The following is a 15,635-nucleotide window of genomic DNA, read 5'->3' on the forward strand; positions in this document are numbered from 1 at the left end:
AAAATTTGCATAAAAATGTGCTATTGATTATAATTTAGCTAGATGTTCATAAGGGAGTAACTTAAGATAGATGATATCTTGGCTGTATCAACAACGTTAAGTAGTTTTACTACTGGTACAGTCTGAAATAGTGAGACTTATGCCATTGAGCGCAGCTTTGTGTTGCCCAAGTGGCATGAGTCTTTTTTCTATTCGAAGTCAATCTTATAAACACGTTAAATTAAAGGGGGAAAGTGGATGTCTAGCAAAGATTTTGTTGCTTATACTAAATCAAATCAAGAGATTATAAGCGAATTAGATACCGATATTAAGAGCGGATTAAGTCAAACAGAAGTAAAAAAGCGTTTGGAGCAATACGGTGAAAACACCTTGAAAGAAGAAGAAACAAGGTCTCTTCTACAAAAATTTGTGGACCAATTTAAAGATTTTATGATCATTGTTCTGTTAGTTGCTTCTGTCATATCTGCATTTGTTGGATATATGGAGGGAGAAGGACCAACTGATTCAATTATTATTCTGATTGTTGTCCTATTAAATGCAGTGCTTGGAGTTTTCCAAGAGGCTAAGGCCGAAGATGCCATTAACGCCTTGCGTGATATGTCTTCACCTGAAGCCAACGTATTACGCGATGGAGAATATATGAAAATCAAATCAACTGAACTTGTTCCTGGTGATGTAGTTAGTTTAGAAGCTGGTGACATCGTTCCTGCGGACATACGCTTAGTTGAAACCAATTCCTTAAAAGTCGAAGAAGCGGCACTAACTGGCGAATCTGTTCCAGTTGAAAAACATGCCGAAGCGGTTATTGAAAAAGAAGCTGGGATTGGTGATCGATCCAATATGGCTTTCTCTTCAACCAATATTACCTATGGGCGCGCTTTAGGAATCGTCACTCACACAGGGATGGATACAGAAGTTGGACATATTGCAGCCATGTTGTCTTCGACGGAAAAGCAGCTCACTCCACTTCAAAAAGACCAAGAAAAATTGGGTAAAACACTTACCTATTTAATTATCGCAATCGCTATCATAACTTTTATTGTTGGTGTCTTTCTCAAAGGATTCTCGCCAATTCAAATGTTATTAGTTTCTATTTCATTGGCAGTTGCCGCTATTCCAGAAGGCTTACCTGCTATTTCAACCATTATTCTATCTTTAGGCACGCGAACCATGGCTGCCAGAAATGCCTTGGTAAGAACTCTTCCTGCTGTTGAAACTTTAGGATCAACTATGGTTATTTGTTCAGACAAAACCGGTACTTTAACACTGAATCAAATGACTGTTGAAAAGGTTTATTATGATGGTCAATTGCATTATGCTCAAGATCCACTTGATAATAATGGTAAATTTATTTGCTCTTTCGCTTTCCCTAATGACTCTAAAGTCGATGCTCAAGGAAATGTCAACGGTGACCCTACTGAAACAGCCCTCATTCAATACGCCTTAGACCATGGGATGGATCTCAAAGGACAATTAAGACAATTCCCTCGAGTAGAGGAAATTCCTTTTGATTCAGGCCGTAAATTAATGTCAACCATTCATGAGACCGATGATGGCCGTTATCTAGTCTTTGTTAAAGGAGCTCCTGATCAATTAATTAAGCGCTCAAGCTCTATTCAAAAAGCCCAAGAAGTTACTGCAATGACTGAGGCTGATCGAGAAGAAATTATAGAAGTCAATGCTAAATTAGGTCGGCAAGCATTAAGAGTTTTAGCAGGTGCCTATAAAATAATTGATGAGATTCCCGCTGAAGTTACAACGGAAACCTTAGAAAAGGACCTAGTTTTCACTGGTTTAGTCGGTATGATTGACCCAGAAAGAACAGAAGCCAAAGCTTCTATTGAAAAAGCGCGTATGGCTGGTATTCGTACTGTCATGATCACAGGAGACCACGCAATGACTGCTCAGGCCATTGCTGAACGTTTAACTATCTTAGACCCAAATGACAGCGAAAATGAACGTCACGTAATGACCGGAGCCCAATTAGATGAAATTACAGACGATCAGTTAGCTAAAGAAGTTGGAAATTACTCAGTTTATGCTAGGGTTTCACCAGAGCATAAAGTGCGTATTATCCGTGCTTGGCAAGCCAATGATGCCGTTGTCTCAATGACCGGTGATGGAGTTAATGATGCGCCATCTCTTAAACAAGCAGATATTGGTGTCGGTATGGGTATCACTGGTACAGAAGTCTCTAAGGGTGCTTCAGACATGGTCTTAGCTGATGATAATTTCCAAACCATAGTTGTAGCAGTCGAAGAAGGACGAAAAGTATTTGCTAATATCCAAAAAGCTGTTCAGTTCTTACTTTCTGCTAACCTTGGAGAGGTGATCACTTTATTTACAGCCACTTTATTCGGTTGGGTGATTTTAGAACCAATTCATATCCTGTGGATTAACTTAGTAACGGATGTCTTCCCTGCTATCGCATTAGGTATGGAGAAAGCAGAGTCTGATGTAATGTCACACCGTCCACGTACTAAAAAAGATTCTTTCTTATCCTTTGGGGTGGCACCCTCTATCCTTTATCAAGGGATTCTAGAAGCTTTAATTACGCTATTCGTATATTGGTATGCTGCTGAAGGCCCAATGCAAACATCCTTAATAGGAGAGGAACGACACGTTCTTGCTGAGACTATGGCCTTCATTACACTTGGTTTAATCCAACTATTCCATTCATATAACGTCAAATCCGTTTTCGCTTCCCTATTCAGCCGTAATCCTTTTGACAACAAGTGGCTAAACTTAGCCTTCTTAGTATCCGGAGCAATGCTTTTAGGTGTTGTATTAATTCCTGGTATCAGTCAATTCTTTGATGTTCATGCTTTAACAGCTGGACAATGGGGAATTGTTGTCGCAGCCGCCCTCTCAATTGTGGTGGTGGTAGAAATTGTTAAATTTATTATGCGTTTAAGTGGGTTCGCTGACAAATATAATCAATAAGCCTATCAAAAAAGCTGGGACAAAAGGACCTCTCAGCCACCTCAATATTTACAGCGAGCCTAGATTGGAAAGTAACTTTCCAATCTAGGCTCGCTGCTTTGGGTATTTACGTAGATTATTGGCCATAAATATCCGCTCGACATCGGTCTTAGAAAAGCTATTACGACCGTTAAATATCGCTTGATGAGTGGTGTGTTTTTCTTCACGAGGAATAAAATCCTGGCAATTTTTCGGTGATACTTTTGAGACGACGGCGTTCTTTTTGCGTTCATCCGCTCCGGCAACAGTTTGCGATTCAATCGCTCAGTTAAGCGTTTCAATTTCTTCACTTAAGAGCTGCTGAATCTCAGATTGAATCTGTTTGACTACCTCATGAATCCGCCTAAACATTATGATTTTCAGGGAATAAACAATCCATTTCCAGTAGCAAGCAAGTTTGATTCATAGTATACTGTTGCTAGATAGAAAGCCCCTCCTGAATGGCTTTGTGATTACTACGATTACAGCAGGAAACGCTTTCTTTGTTTATATTGTTAAAGAAAAAGTCCGATTAACGATTATATCGTTGACCGGACTTTCTTTAATTATTCAAGGCTTTTGTCCCAGCCCCTTGTTTTATTCTCTAATTTGACCAGAACCTTCAATGAGGTATTTGTAAGTAGTCAGAGCCTCTAATCCCATAGGCCCTCTGGCATGAAGTTTTTGAGTTGAGATACCAATTTCTCCTCCGAATCCGAAGACTTCACCATCCGTAAAACGCGTCGAAGCATTTACATAAACAGCTGCCGAATCGACATCATTCATAAAATCTTGCGCCACTGAATAGTCTTGCGTAATAATAGCTTCGGAGTGTCCAGTTGAAAAACGGCTGATATGGTCAATCGCTTGGTCATAATTTTTTACAATTTTTATTGCCACTACTAAATCTAAGAACTCTGTCTCATAATCTTCCTCACTAACCTGTACGGAATATGGCAATAAGTCACGTGTTTGCTCATCTCCTAAGATTTGAACATTGGCATCAAACAAGGCATTTCCTATTTGTGGTAAGTAAGCCTTAGCGAAAGCCTCATCAACAATGATTGTCTCAACAGCATTACATACAGAAGGACGTTGTGTTTTAGCATTGACAACAATCGTCTGAGCCATTTTAAAGTCTGCTTTTTCATGTATATAAATATGGACATTGCCTACTCCCGTTTCTATAACAGGAACAGTGGCATTTTTCACCACATTTTGAATTAAACCTGCTCCTCCTCTTGGTATTAAGCAGTCAACATAATGATTCATTTGCATGAGTTGAGTAACTAACTGTCGATCAGGGTCTGTAATTAACTGAACACAGTACCTAGATAAGCCAGCCATTTCAAGGCCTGCTTGAATGGCTTCAACGATTGCTCGGTTGGTGGCGATGGCTTCTTTACCTCCTCGTAAAATAACAGCATTTCCTGCTTTTAGACATAAACCAGAAGCATTCGCTGTCACATCGGGACGTGATTCATAAATAATGCCAATTACACCTAGTGGGACAGGTCTTTGACTAATGCGCAAGCCCAATTCATTCACCCATTGCTTGCGTGTGTTAGCTAATGGATCTGCTAACTGAGCTATTTTTCGAATACCTGCTACCATTGATGCAAAACGCTTTTCATCTAGGGTTAATCGCTCGATCATGGCAGCTACCATGCCATCCGCACGCGCGTTCTCTACATCTTGAATATTTTGCTCTAAAATACTTTCTTGCTTTTCTTCTAAAGATTGAGCCATAGCTAATAAAGCTTGGTTTCTCGCTTGACTGCTTAACTTACGTAATTTTTCAAAGCTTTCTTTTGCTCTTTTTCCAATGGTTAATAATTCGATCGATGTTGCCATTTTATTTATCCCCTTTCCGATGGAAAAAAGTTCCAATACTTTTACCTTTTAGAATATCAAAAATTATCGAAGGATCGGCTCCTGAGGTAATGACTAAGGATGAATCGGTAGTAAAGATGACCTCGGCTGCATTCAATTTAGTAGCCATACCTCCAGTTGAAAATTCTGAGCCTTTTCCCATTGCCATTTGCTGAATTTCTTGTGTGATTTCAGTCACTTGATCAATTAACTGAGCATGAGGGTTTTGTTGTGGGTTTGAGTCATATAAACCATCAATATCTGAAAGAATAATTAAAAGGTCAGCATCTGTAATTTTAGCTACAATAGCAGATAAGGTGTCATTATCACCAAACTTGGTTTGATGATTTAACTCCTCAACTGCTACCGCATCGTTTTCATTAATAACGGGGACAATTTTTCGTCTTAATAAGGTATCCATGGCTACTTGAACATTTTGTAGCGATTGAGGATAATCAACTACATCTCGTGTTAAAAGAATTTGGCCGACATTCACGCCATAATATTTAAAGAAGCGAGAATAGTGTCCCATTAATAACGTCTGACCGACAGCTGAAGCTGCTTGTTGGTCTGCAATGGTAGTTGGATAGTTGGCTTCATTTAAGTCCATACTCCCTACACCAATAGCTCCCGAGGAAACAATGACAACTTCTTTACCTTCTTGGATCAAACTAGCACAGACATAAGCTAAGCGATCTAATTTAGTGAAATTAATCCCTTCATCGGACAATATTGTGTTTGTTCCTAACTTAATAATAATTCGTTTTGCATTTTTTAAATCACTACGTTTCATTCTCTACCCTCTTTTACAATTCAATAGCCTTATTATAGGAAAGTTTCATGTCTGGGTAAAGTATCCATACTATTCTCTTTGAAAAGTGAAAATCCCTTTACAATTTTAATTTCCCTTTTTAGCCGCTGATAATTCTAGCTTTGATAAATAATTTCCTAAAGCTCGATTGTAAACTCTTCGCTCTAAAATAATTGATTTTTCTTTCTGGTATTCTCTTTCCAAGAAATCATAATAAGTCCCTGGCGTTTGGATTCCAACCAAAGGGGAAAGAGCCAACCCTATTTCCTTAATAATATCATCAGAAAATAAAACACAATTTGTCCAAAAAACAAAATATGTTTGAAATTGCCCTTCTTTGAATTTATAAAATTTTGTATATTTAGTTTGACGCATCAATTTTCCTACAAAAGAATTTAGGACTGTCTTGGATTGAGGATGCCAATTAATTGTTTTTTCTTTAATGCCATTCAACTTTTCCTCTAACTGCTGGGCTTGTTGTTTAGAAAGCGCGATATCATATTCTACAATCGTCAGACGATTTTTTAATGAAAAGGATAGATATTCTGAACGATCAATTAAGGCCAAGACACCTTCTCCACTTGTATCCAACAAATTTCTAGTGTCATCATCTTGATTGCCATAAAAATAAACAGTATATTTATATGCAATGTTCATATGACCCACCCTATCAAATGTTGATTTTCCAACAGGTATTTGGATAGTAATTAAATTGTCTTCTTGCTTTGGCAAGTCATTTTCATTAGCCAAAAGTGACGCTCTATAATCGGATTCAATATCTTGGGTCGTGTCTATCAGTATTTCATCTACTTTTCTAATTAACTTCTGAGGAAACAAAGCTGAAAAGAGCACTGGCAAGGGTAGGCGTAGACTTCTTCGCCAAATATGCTGCTTTTCAAGATCAAGTAGGTTAAAGCCCCCATCATATAGATAGCTGATTCCAAGAAAAATAAGGTAGATACCCAAACGAAGCAAAGCAGGATAACCCTGATTCATTATTAAAATACTATCAATAGCAAATATAAAATTCGCAATTGCAAAAGCTAAACGTTGATAACGCTCAAAGGCCTTATCTTTAAACATTAGGTAATAAGAAAAGAAATTTAAGAGAGCCAATAATAACTGATAAATTCCTACGCAACGCACCGTCCATAAATAAAAATTGGGCGAATTAGTCAAGAGTCCGCATGCAAAAATAATCTGCCCTAGACTTATTATTGGTGGTGAAAACCTCACTTTTGATGAGTTATTAAATATACGACCCAATAGATACGCCAGAAAATCTACCCCTCCAATTATTAAGATGATTATAGCTAGACCATTTAAAAGTATATTTGCAATTTTTAGCTTAAACAGCAAGAGAGCTATGCCCAGCGCTGATAAAATTAGACCCTCTAAAATATATGAATAATTTTTCTTATTTATTATTCTCATCCCTTTTTTCTCTTTTCAATTACTTTTATATTTTAGCATAGACGCTAAATAAATTTACTTACCTTATATTGATCTCAAACATGATGGTTGCTCTTAAACTTTTGTTCTATATGTTATACTTATTTCAAAATATAAGTTAGGAGCTCAATTATGTTTAAAAACCCCTATGTGAAATATGTTTATGATGATCTTCAAGCAAAATTCAGTGAACAAGTCGAGTATCTGCAGGCAGTTAAAGCGTTTTTATCCGCCATCGAGCCCCTAGTTGAACAAGATGAAAGTCTAGAAAAAGAAGCGATACTTGAGCGTATGGTTACACCGGAAATAATCATTAAATTCCGAGTCCCTTGGCAAGATGACCAAGGTCAAGTCCATGTAAACTGGGGGTATCGTATCCAGCATTCTTCTTTACTTGGCCCCTACAAAGGAGGCTTACGTTTTGATACACAAGTTAATGAGAGTGTAATGAAATTTTTGGCTTTCGAACAGACTTTGAAAAATGCCCTGACTGGTCTACCTATGGGAGGTGGTAAAGGAGGAAGTGATTTTTCAACACGTGGTAAATCTGATCAAGAGATTATGCGCTTTTGTCAATCCTATATGACTGAACTAGCTAAACATATTAATGAAAAAATAGATGTTCCTGCCGGTGATATCGGCGTTGGAAAGCGTGAAATTGGTTATATGTATGGCCAATATAAACGCCTTAAGGGGGTTGAGCTAGGAAGCTTGACTGGAAAACCTATCTTGGCTAATGGATCACTTGGTCGAGAAGAAGCCACTGGGTACGGTCTCATCTATTTCCTTCAAGCCATGTTAAATGAAGAGAAGGAACAAATATCACAAAAACGCTTTATGATCTCAGGGCTTGGAAATGTTGGTTTAAATGCTATCAAAAAGGTTATGCAATTAGGTGGAATGGTATTAGCTGTATCCAACAGTCAAGGATCACTTTATGATCCAAGAGGCATCAATATTAATCACTTAGAAGATATTCTTGCGCACCATAAGAAAGACCTATCTATTTACACTCAAGAGTTCCCTCATGCTTCTTATTCACAAGACTCAATCTGGTCGCGTCAAATTGCAGCAGATATTGCCCTACCTTGTGCCACACAAAATGAAATAAATGCTCATCAAGCCAGAAACTTAATCGCTAATGGTGTGCGTTTTTTAGCTGAAGGTGCCAATATGCCATGCATGTCGGAAGCTATTGAGGTGTTCAACCAGAGTAAAGATTTTATTTGGGCTCCAGCTAAAGCAGCTAATGCGGGAGGAGTGGTTGTTTCTGGTTTAGAAATGTCACAAAACGCAATGCGTCTCCAGTGGTCTTTTGAAGATGTCGATCACAAACTACAAGCAATTATGTCTGATATCTTTGCTAACTGTAAAGAAACTTGTTTAAAGTTTGATTTGGGTAAGAATTATGCAACTGCAGCAGATATAGCCTCTTATCAAAAAATTGTTCAACTCATTCAGATGCATGGCCTGATATAATTAAAAATTAAAAGTGTAGGTGAAAATTTCACCTACACTTTTAATTTTTGCTTAAGTTTTTAGACTAACCTATCTGCCTTTGTACCAAGGTCTTCCAATCTTTTTTACGATAGATATAGAAGCCCCATACTACAATCAACATATTAGAAACCAGCATAGAAATCCAAATACCTGTCGATCCTAAGTCTGTAAAGTAACGCAGGTACATGACAATTGGTACACGGATAAACCATAAACGTCCCAAGGTCATTAACATAGAATATTTGGTTTGACCACAGCCTTGGAAAAAACCATTGAGGGCAGCAAATAAACCCATAAAGAAAATAATGAAAGCTGTATAAGCTAGGTACTCTTTGGCTTGCATCCAGAGGTCGCTATCTGCTGATTCTTTAATGAAGATACTTAAAATCGGTTGTTGGAAAAGAATCATCAAAGCAGAAGAGATTACCGACATAAACAAAATGAAAATAATAGCTCGTTTAAAAATTTGATTGGCGCGAGTATAGAGTTTGGCTCCCATATTTTGACCAACGATTGAAGTAAGTGCCATCCCTACTCCCATTTGCGGTTGCATCACAATATCTGAAATACGATTAACCATAGAAAAAGCTGCCAGTGTATTTGTTCCGTATGAGGTAATCAAAGCGTTCATAACCGTAAATCCTAATGAAGACCCCCCATAACCTAAGAAAGATGGTAAAGCCAATTTCATAATATGTTGACTGGTTGGCCAATCAAAGCGAATCCCCTTCAATTGAGGTTGAATTCTAGATTGTTGGCTAACTACATAAATAGCTAGCACAATTAATACAATCTTAGATACAACAGTAGCCCAAGCAGCACCTGCTATTCCCCAACCTAAACCAGGAATATTAAGTATTGGGACTTTGTCATAAATAAATATAGGATCTAATATAATATTGATTGTCATCGAAATAGCAGAAATAGCCGTCATAATTTTGGTGTTCCCTTGAGCATTTAAGATGGCCTGGTAGGTGAAGTAAGCAAAATCAAAGGCAAGACCAATAAAACTTATTTTAAAATAAATAATTGATTTGTCTAAAAAACTTCCGCTTCCGCCCATAACTGACAGCATCCAAGGAGTTGCTAGATAACCTAAGAAAGCAAGAACAATACCCAGACTTAATGTCAACAGCAAGGTATTATCTACATATACTTGAACTCGTTCATACTGTTTGGACCCTAAAAAGTTTGATAAAAGAGCTGTGGCTGCTACTCCTATTCCCATGCCTAGTGAAATAAAAAAAAAGTTTAAAGGCCACGAAAAAGCAGAGGCTGCAAAATCCTCAGCGGAAAGTTGAGCCAAAAATAAACCGTCTGCCACAGTATAAAAGGTACGTACCAAATTATTAATCATTAAGGGGGCCGAAATTGTTAAGATAACTTTCCACATAGGGCCATGCGTTAGAAAATCCCTGTTATTAATCTTTTGCTTCAATCTTAAACACTCCTATAAGTAAAAGAGTCAATCAGCAGGGTGCTAACCGACTCCTTTGATTTATTAAACGAACCCCTAAATTCTAGCGACACCTTCTTCAACTGCACAATCTGCTACAGCCTTAGCTACAGCATCTGCCACTCCATCCGCTAGGGGTGAGACAATGATATTGTCCGGGCGTAAGTCTTCTTCAGCTACCATTTCTGCAATTGCGATAGCTGCTCTTTCCTTCATTTTATCAGTAATTTCTTTTGCACGCACTGATAAAGCTCCTTTAAATATTCCTGGAAAAGCTAAAACATTATTAATTTGATTTGGGTAATCTGATCTGCCCGTTCCAACTACTTTAGCACCTGCTGCGATTGCATCTTCAGGCATAATTTCAGGAACCGGATTTGCCATAGCAAAAATTAATGGTTCATTCATAGATTTTACCATTTCTTTACTCACAACATCTGGGGCAGAAACGCCAATTAAGACATCTGCTCCTTTCAATGCATCCGCTAGTTCACCTTGCATTTTACTAGAATTTGTCAATTTTGCAATAGCTGCTTTTGCTGGATCTAAATCTGGATTCCCATCACAAATAATCCCTTTACGATCTACCATAATGATTTCGCCAAAATTCATTTGAATTAATAATTTGGCAATGGCAATTCCTGCCGCTCCTGCACCGTTAATAACCATTTTCAATTTACCCATAGGTTTTTTGGTTAGTTTAATAGCATTAATCAAAGCTGCTGCTGTTACAATAGCTGTACCGTGTTGATCGTCGTGGAAAACAGGAATGTCAGTGCGTTCTTTTAGCTTAGCTTCAATCTCAAAACAAGTGGGTGCTGAGATATCTTCAAGATTAATCCCGCCAAAACTTTTAGAAATCATAGCGATTGTATCAACGATTTCATCAACGTTTTTGCTATCCACACATATTGGGAAAGCGTCCACATCGGCAAAGCGTTTGAATAGGGCACATTTGCCTTCCATGACTGGCATACCAGCTGCTGGACCAATATCTCCCAAACCTAAAACCGCTGTCCCATTTGTTACAACTGCTACTAGATTGTTACGACGCGTTAATTTAAAAGATTCTTCATAATCTTTAGCTATCACACGACAAGGTTCAGCTACTCCTGGAGAGTAAGCTAAAGATAAATCTTCAGCTGTGTCGATATTCACACGACTATTTACTTCAATTTTACCAGCTACATCATAATGTAATTTTAAAGATTTTTCAAAAATATCCATTTTAACTTCCTTTCTAATTAGACCATTGTAGACGGATCAACTAAACGATCAAACTCTTCTGCTTCTAGATAGCCTAGAGCTAAGCAGGCTTCTTTAAGTGTAGTGTCTTCTTTGAAAGCTTTTTTAGCAATCTCAGCCGCTTTCTCATAACCGATATGTGTATTTAACTTAGTCACAAGCATAAGCGATTGATCAACTAGTTCTTTCATACGACCTTCATTCACTTCAATTCCTACTAAACACTTATGATCAAATGAAGCAATCGCATCAGATAACAATTGAACGGATTGAATAAAGTTATAAATCATCACTGGCATATAGACATTCAATTCAAAGTTCCCTTGTGAATTAGCCAAGCTCATTAAACTATCATTAGCCATCACTTGAGCTGCCACCATTGTTAATGCTTCACATTGAGTGGGATTCACTTTTCCAGGCATGATAGAAGAGCCCGGTTCATTGGTTGGTAAAGTAATCTCCCCAATACCACTGCGTGGTCCGGAAGCTAGCCAACGGACGTCATTAGCGATTTTCATCATATCGCTTGCCAAGGCTGCTAGTGCCCCATGTGTAAAGACTAATTCGTCTTTGCTCGCTAGAGAATGAAATTTATTTGATGAAGTAACTATTGGTAAATCCGTTATTTCAGCTAAGACTTGTGCTACTTTTTCAGCATAACCTTCTGGTGTGTTGAGGCCTGTTCCGACTGCTGTTCCCCCTAATGCCACTTCATAAAGAGGTTGTAAACTTAAGTCAATCATCCTTTTGGATTGTTTAATCGATGACAACCACCCGCTGACTTCTTGTCCAAAGGTAACGGGTGTAGCATCCTGTAAGTGGGTTCTTCCATTTTTAACAACATGGCGGTACTTTTCTTCCATCATGCTTAAAGTATCCATGATATGATCTAGTACTGGAAACAATTGCGAATGGATTTTTACTAATGCGGCCAAATGCATGGCTGTTGGAAAAACATCATTCGAAGACTGAGACTTATTAACATGATCATTTGGATGAAGTAATTGTTTACCTACAAGCTCGTTTCCACGATTGGCAACTACTTCATTGACATTCATATTAGATTGAGTGCCTGAGCCTGTTTGCCAAACAATTAATGGGAAATGTTCATCTAAATCGCCTGCTAAAATTTCGTTACAAACCTGCTGAATCAGTTCTGAGCGTTCTTGATCGAGTACGCCTAAAGCCTGGTTGGCAGTTGCGGCCGCTTTTTTAACTAAAGCAATGGCGCAAATAACATCCCGAGGCATTTTTTCACTACCAATCTCAAAATTTTGATAAGATCGCTGCGTCACTGCCCCCCAATACCTATCTGCTGGAACCTGAATTTCTCCAAGCGAATCATGCTCAATTCTAACTTTCACAAGCCTTCCTCCTTTTAAAATATATAACATTTAGCTTATATCACCAATTATACACTCTAAGTTCTAAAATGAAACCCTTTACAAAAAATATTTTACTTTTCCCTCAAAATATCTAAAAAAGCAGTGACGGCTTTTGATTGATAGCGGTCTCTCTTCCAATAGAAATTAACCGGTCGTTTAGCATTTTCACTCTCTAAACGATAGTATTTAACTTGGTCAGTATGACTAATATGTTGGATCAAGGCTTCTCCAATGAAGGAAACGGCGATACCTGATGAAGAAATATTATACGCCGTTAATTGCTGCTCTACTTCAAAAGCGATATTAGGAATAAAGTGAGCTTCTTGACAAATTGTTCTTGCTCTAGCTCCAGTATCATTGGTTACTTTCAAAAAAGCAAAGGGTGCATCCTTAAATTCCTTCAAATATTTTAGCGGAAGACTGAGAGAATCTGAAGCATGCGCTTTAATTACTTCTAGACTTAGCTGATAATCCTGTAATAAGTCATTCACTTCAAACTTTTCGGGAACCGCTAAGAGTAAAGATTCCGTTACAAACTGATAATGATCATAGTAACGACTATCTAAAAAAGTGTTATCAAGTAGTAAATCAATTTCTCCTTCGTGCAATAAAGCGATTAGTTTACTTGATGTTTCTTCAAATAAATCAATTTGAATTTCAGGATAAATCTCATTAAACTTAGCCATTAACTTGGGTAAAATCATTGAAGCAAAGAGGCTTGTTCCCCCAATAGCAATGCGTCCATACTGTAAATTATCGACCTTCGAAATATATTGCTGAAAATCTTCTTCTATTCGTTGGATTTCCTTGGCATTACGAATATACTCCACCCCAAATTCGGTTAATTTGATCGGTATAGTGGATCGATCAAAGATATCATGACCCAAACGTTTCTCAATCCGCTTAACATTTGCACTTAGTGAGGGTTGAGAGACAAATAGACGTTCTGATGCTTTTGAAAAGGATTGCTCTTCAAAAACGGTCATAACATATTCTTTTCCATGAAACATTACCGCACCCCTTTATAAAATTTATGTTATATCCAGTATAACTCAATCCATGTTGAAGTTAAAGCCCTTTCATTATATAATGAACAAGAAATACTAATACTTTAGGAGGCATTCCATGAAAAACCCTGAAAACAAGGAATTTAGAGAAGAATATGATTCGATTGGTTCTCATCAAGTGCCGGAAACTGCCTATTATGGTGTTCAGTCTATCCGAGCAAAAGAAAATTTCCCTATTACTGGACAATTACTAGATCCTATTTTTATCCAAAGCCTGGCTTATATTAAGAAAGCTTCCGCCATGACAAATGGTAAGCTGGGACTTATCAGTGAAGAAATTATGCAAGCAATCATTAAAGCTTGTGAGGAAGTTCTTACAGGCGAATTAGACCAAGAATTTATTGTAGACCCTATCCAAGGTGGCGCAGGGACTTCTATGAATATGAATATTAACGAAGTTGTTGCGAATCGCGCCAATGAAATCCTAGGCAAAGAAAAAGGTAAATATAATCCTGTTCACCCTAATGACCATGTGAATTATGGCCAATCTACCAATGATGTTATCCCAACTGCAGGTAAATTGACGATTTATCAACTATCTCAAGGCCTTCTTAAAGAAATAGAGCGTTTAGAAAAAACACTTACTAAAAAGTCCTCAGAATTTAACGATGTCATCAAAATGGGCCGTACTCAAATGCAAGATGCCATCCCAATTCGTTTAGGACAAGAATTTAAAGCCTATGCCAGCGCAGTGCGTCGCTCTCATCAAAGACTTACTCAAGTAATTGAAGAGATGTTAGTAGTAAACATGGGAGCAACTGCTATTGGGACTGGTTTGAATGCGGATGTGGAATATGTCGAACAAATTGTTCCTACTCTAGCTGAAATTACCGACCTTTCATTACAACAAAGCGAAGACTTAGTAGATGGCACACAGCACATTGATTCGTTTTCAGCTGTTTCAGGTGTTCTAAGAACATTCGCTCTTAGTCTTTCAAAAATTGCTAACGACTTACGTTTGATGTCTTCAGGACCAAAAACAGGTTTTAACGAAATTAACCTACCTAAAAAGCAAAACGGCTCTTCTATTATGCCAGGTAAGGTAAACCCTGTTATTCCTGAAGTAGTGAGTCAAATTGCTTATCGAGTTGTTGGTAATGACACTACAATCGCCATGTCAGTCGAGGCTGGACAATTGGAATTGAATGCCTTTGAACCTGTCATTTTCTATTCACTCTTTGAGTCAATTAAAATTCTTCAAAATGGCATTGCGACCTTTATTGATAATTGTATTGCCGACATCACTGCTAATCCTGAACGTTGTCAAGAACTTGTTGATCAAAGTGTCGGAACGATTACTGCCCTAGTACCTCATATTGGCTATCAGAAGGCTGCCGAAATTGCCAAACGGGCACTCAATAACAATGAACGTGTTAGAGATATCATCTTATCTGAAGAGATACTAGATGAAGAAGAATTAGAAAGTATTTTATCTCCAGAAAAAATGACAAGTCCTGGAATTAGTCATAAATAAACATTCTTTATCGTTCGCAAACTCATAGCTGACCTTATTCCCTAGACTAACAAGTTTGAAGGAATAATGAAGATATTGGATTGAATTTATTCACGCATAGATTTCAAGTCCATCAAGTCCTTAACAGTTTCAGTGCCTTTTTCCATAGAAGGGTGCGCCATATAAAAAGCCATGTATGAACGATTCATACATGGCTTTTTATATGAGAATCCTTGCTCCATCTTTAAGCTCACCCGCTTAATTTTTGGTTCTATAATAAATAGGGTTGATGGAAGAAAAATTCTTCCTTCCATCCTATTTTTTGGTACATAAAAACACAAAAGTCCGATCTATTAAAAGTGGTAACTAAAATAGAAGGGACTCTGTGCCAGGACTCATGATATACGAACATTACTCACTATAAAAGACCCTA

Annotated in this window: 11 protein-coding genes; 3 read left to right on the plus strand and 8 right to left on the minus strand. The window is 37.7% G+C overall.

From position 1 onward, the window contains the following. Positions 1-237: 237 nt before the first annotated feature. Positions 238-2,943 (plus strand): cation-translocating P-type ATPase, encoded by a 2,706-nt coding sequence (locus ACQV2X_RS02385; protein WP_428873454.1) that lies wholly within the window; start codon positions 238-240, stop codon positions 2,941-2,943. 615 nt (positions 2,944-3,558) lie between these two features. On the opposite strand, the gene ACQV2X_RS02390 is transcribed toward ACQV2X_RS02385, so the two are convergent. The 3 genes from ACQV2X_RS02390 to ACQV2X_RS02400 form a co-directional block, all read right to left on the minus strand. Then, positions 3,559-4,815: a glutamate-5-semialdehyde dehydrogenase gene (locus ACQV2X_RS02390; protein ID WP_428885001.1), complete on the minus strand. Its 1,257-nt coding sequence runs from the start codon at positions 4,813-4,815 to the stop codon at positions 3,559-3,561. Position 4,816: 1 nt separating this feature from the next. Continuing rightward, complete coding sequence (gene proB, locus ACQV2X_RS02395) at positions 4,817-5,626, minus strand: glutamate 5-kinase (RefSeq protein WP_428885002.1); 810 nt, start codon at positions 5,624-5,626, stop codon at positions 4,817-4,819. A 105-nt stretch (positions 5,627-5,731) separates the two neighbouring features. After that, entirely contained in the window at positions 5,732-6,790 is a 1,059-nt protein-coding gene (locus ACQV2X_RS02400; protein WP_428894206.1) for a DUF308 domain-containing protein, read from the minus strand. Positions 6,791-7,228: 438 nt separating this feature from the next. Here ACQV2X_RS02400 and gdhA point away from each other — a divergent pair, with 438 nt between their 5' ends. Then, positions 7,229-8,575, plus strand: a complete 1,347-nt coding sequence (gdhA, locus tag ACQV2X_RS02405; RefSeq protein WP_428894207.1) for an NADP-specific glutamate dehydrogenase — start codon at positions 7,229-7,231, stop codon at positions 8,573-8,575. A 64-nt stretch (positions 8,576-8,639) separates the two neighbouring features. On the opposite strand, the gene ACQV2X_RS02410 is transcribed toward gdhA, so the two are convergent. From ACQV2X_RS02410 to ACQV2X_RS02425, 4 genes are all read right to left on the minus strand, one after another. Continuing rightward, positions 8,640-10,034 carry an MATE family efflux transporter gene (locus ACQV2X_RS02410; RefSeq protein WP_428875008.1) on the minus strand — a complete coding sequence of 465 codons (1,395 nt, stop codon included), beginning with the start codon at positions 10,032-10,034 and terminating at the stop codon, positions 8,640-8,642. 75 nt (positions 10,035-10,109) lie between these two features. After that, positions 10,110-11,279, minus strand: coding sequence for an NAD(P)-dependent malic enzyme (locus ACQV2X_RS02415; RefSeq protein ID WP_428874473.1), 1,170 nt, complete (start codon positions 11,277-11,279; stop codon positions 10,110-10,112). A 17-nt stretch (positions 11,280-11,296) separates the two neighbouring features. Then, positions 11,297-12,661: a class II fumarate hydratase gene (gene fumC, locus ACQV2X_RS02420; protein WP_428874472.1), complete on the minus strand. Its 1,365-nt coding sequence runs from the start codon at positions 12,659-12,661 to the stop codon at positions 11,297-11,299. 92 nt (positions 12,662-12,753) lie between these two features. Beyond that, positions 12,754-13,692, minus strand: coding sequence for a LysR family transcriptional regulator (locus tag ACQV2X_RS02425; protein WP_428874471.1), 939 nt, complete (start codon positions 13,690-13,692; stop codon positions 12,754-12,756). A gap of 115 nt (positions 13,693-13,807) precedes the next feature. Here ACQV2X_RS02425 and ACQV2X_RS02430 point away from each other — a divergent pair, with 115 nt between their 5' ends. Further along, a complete protein-coding gene (locus ACQV2X_RS02430) occupies positions 13,808-15,223 on the plus strand; it encodes an aspartate ammonia-lyase (protein WP_428891814.1) in 1,416 nt (471 codons plus the stop codon). Positions 15,224-15,309: 86 nt separating this feature from the next. Here ACQV2X_RS02430 and ACQV2X_RS02435 read toward each other — a convergent pair whose 3' ends face one another. Then, positions 15,310-15,444, minus strand: a complete 135-nt coding sequence (locus ACQV2X_RS02435) for a hypothetical protein (RefSeq protein WP_428894208.1) — start codon at positions 15,442-15,444, stop codon at positions 15,310-15,312. Between the last annotated feature and the right edge of the window lie 191 nt (positions 15,445-15,635).

It is taken from the genome of Facklamia sp. P12945 (genome assembly GCF_050409485.1).
Classification (GTDB): Bacteria; Bacillota; Bacilli; order Lactobacillales; family Aerococcaceae; genus Facklamia.

What these genes read in the sequence shown, in the direction of transcription:
- proB (WP_428885002.1), bottom strand. Translation starts at nt 5,626, where the DNA reads ATGAAACGTAGTGATTTAAAAAATGCAAAACGAATTATTATTAAGTTA.
- ACQV2X_RS02385 (WP_428873454.1), top strand. Translation starts at nt 238, where the DNA reads ATGTCTAGCAAAGATTTTGTTGCTTATACTAAATCAAATCAAGAGATT.
- ACQV2X_RS02390 (WP_428885001.1), bottom strand. Translation starts at nt 4,815, where the DNA reads ATGGCAACATCGATCGAATTATTAACCATTGGAAAAAGAGCAAAAGAA.
- ACQV2X_RS02415 (WP_428874473.1), bottom strand. Translation starts at nt 11,279, where the DNA reads ATGGATATTTTTGAAAAATCTTTAAAATTACATTATGATGTAGCTGGT.
- ACQV2X_RS02425 (WP_428874471.1), bottom strand. Translation starts at nt 13,692, where the DNA reads ATGTTTCATGGAAAAGAATATGTTATGACCGTTTTTGAAGAGCAATCC.
- ACQV2X_RS02435 (WP_428894208.1), bottom strand. Translation starts at nt 15,444, where the DNA reads ATGGAGCAAGGATTCTCATATAAAAAGCCATGTATGAATCGTTCATAC.
- gdhA (WP_428894207.1), top strand. Translation starts at nt 7,229, where the DNA reads ATGTTTAAAAACCCCTATGTGAAATATGTTTATGATGATCTTCAAGCA.
- ACQV2X_RS02430 (WP_428891814.1), top strand. Translation starts at nt 13,808, where the DNA reads ATGAAAAACCCTGAAAACAAGGAATTTAGAGAAGAATATGATTCGATT.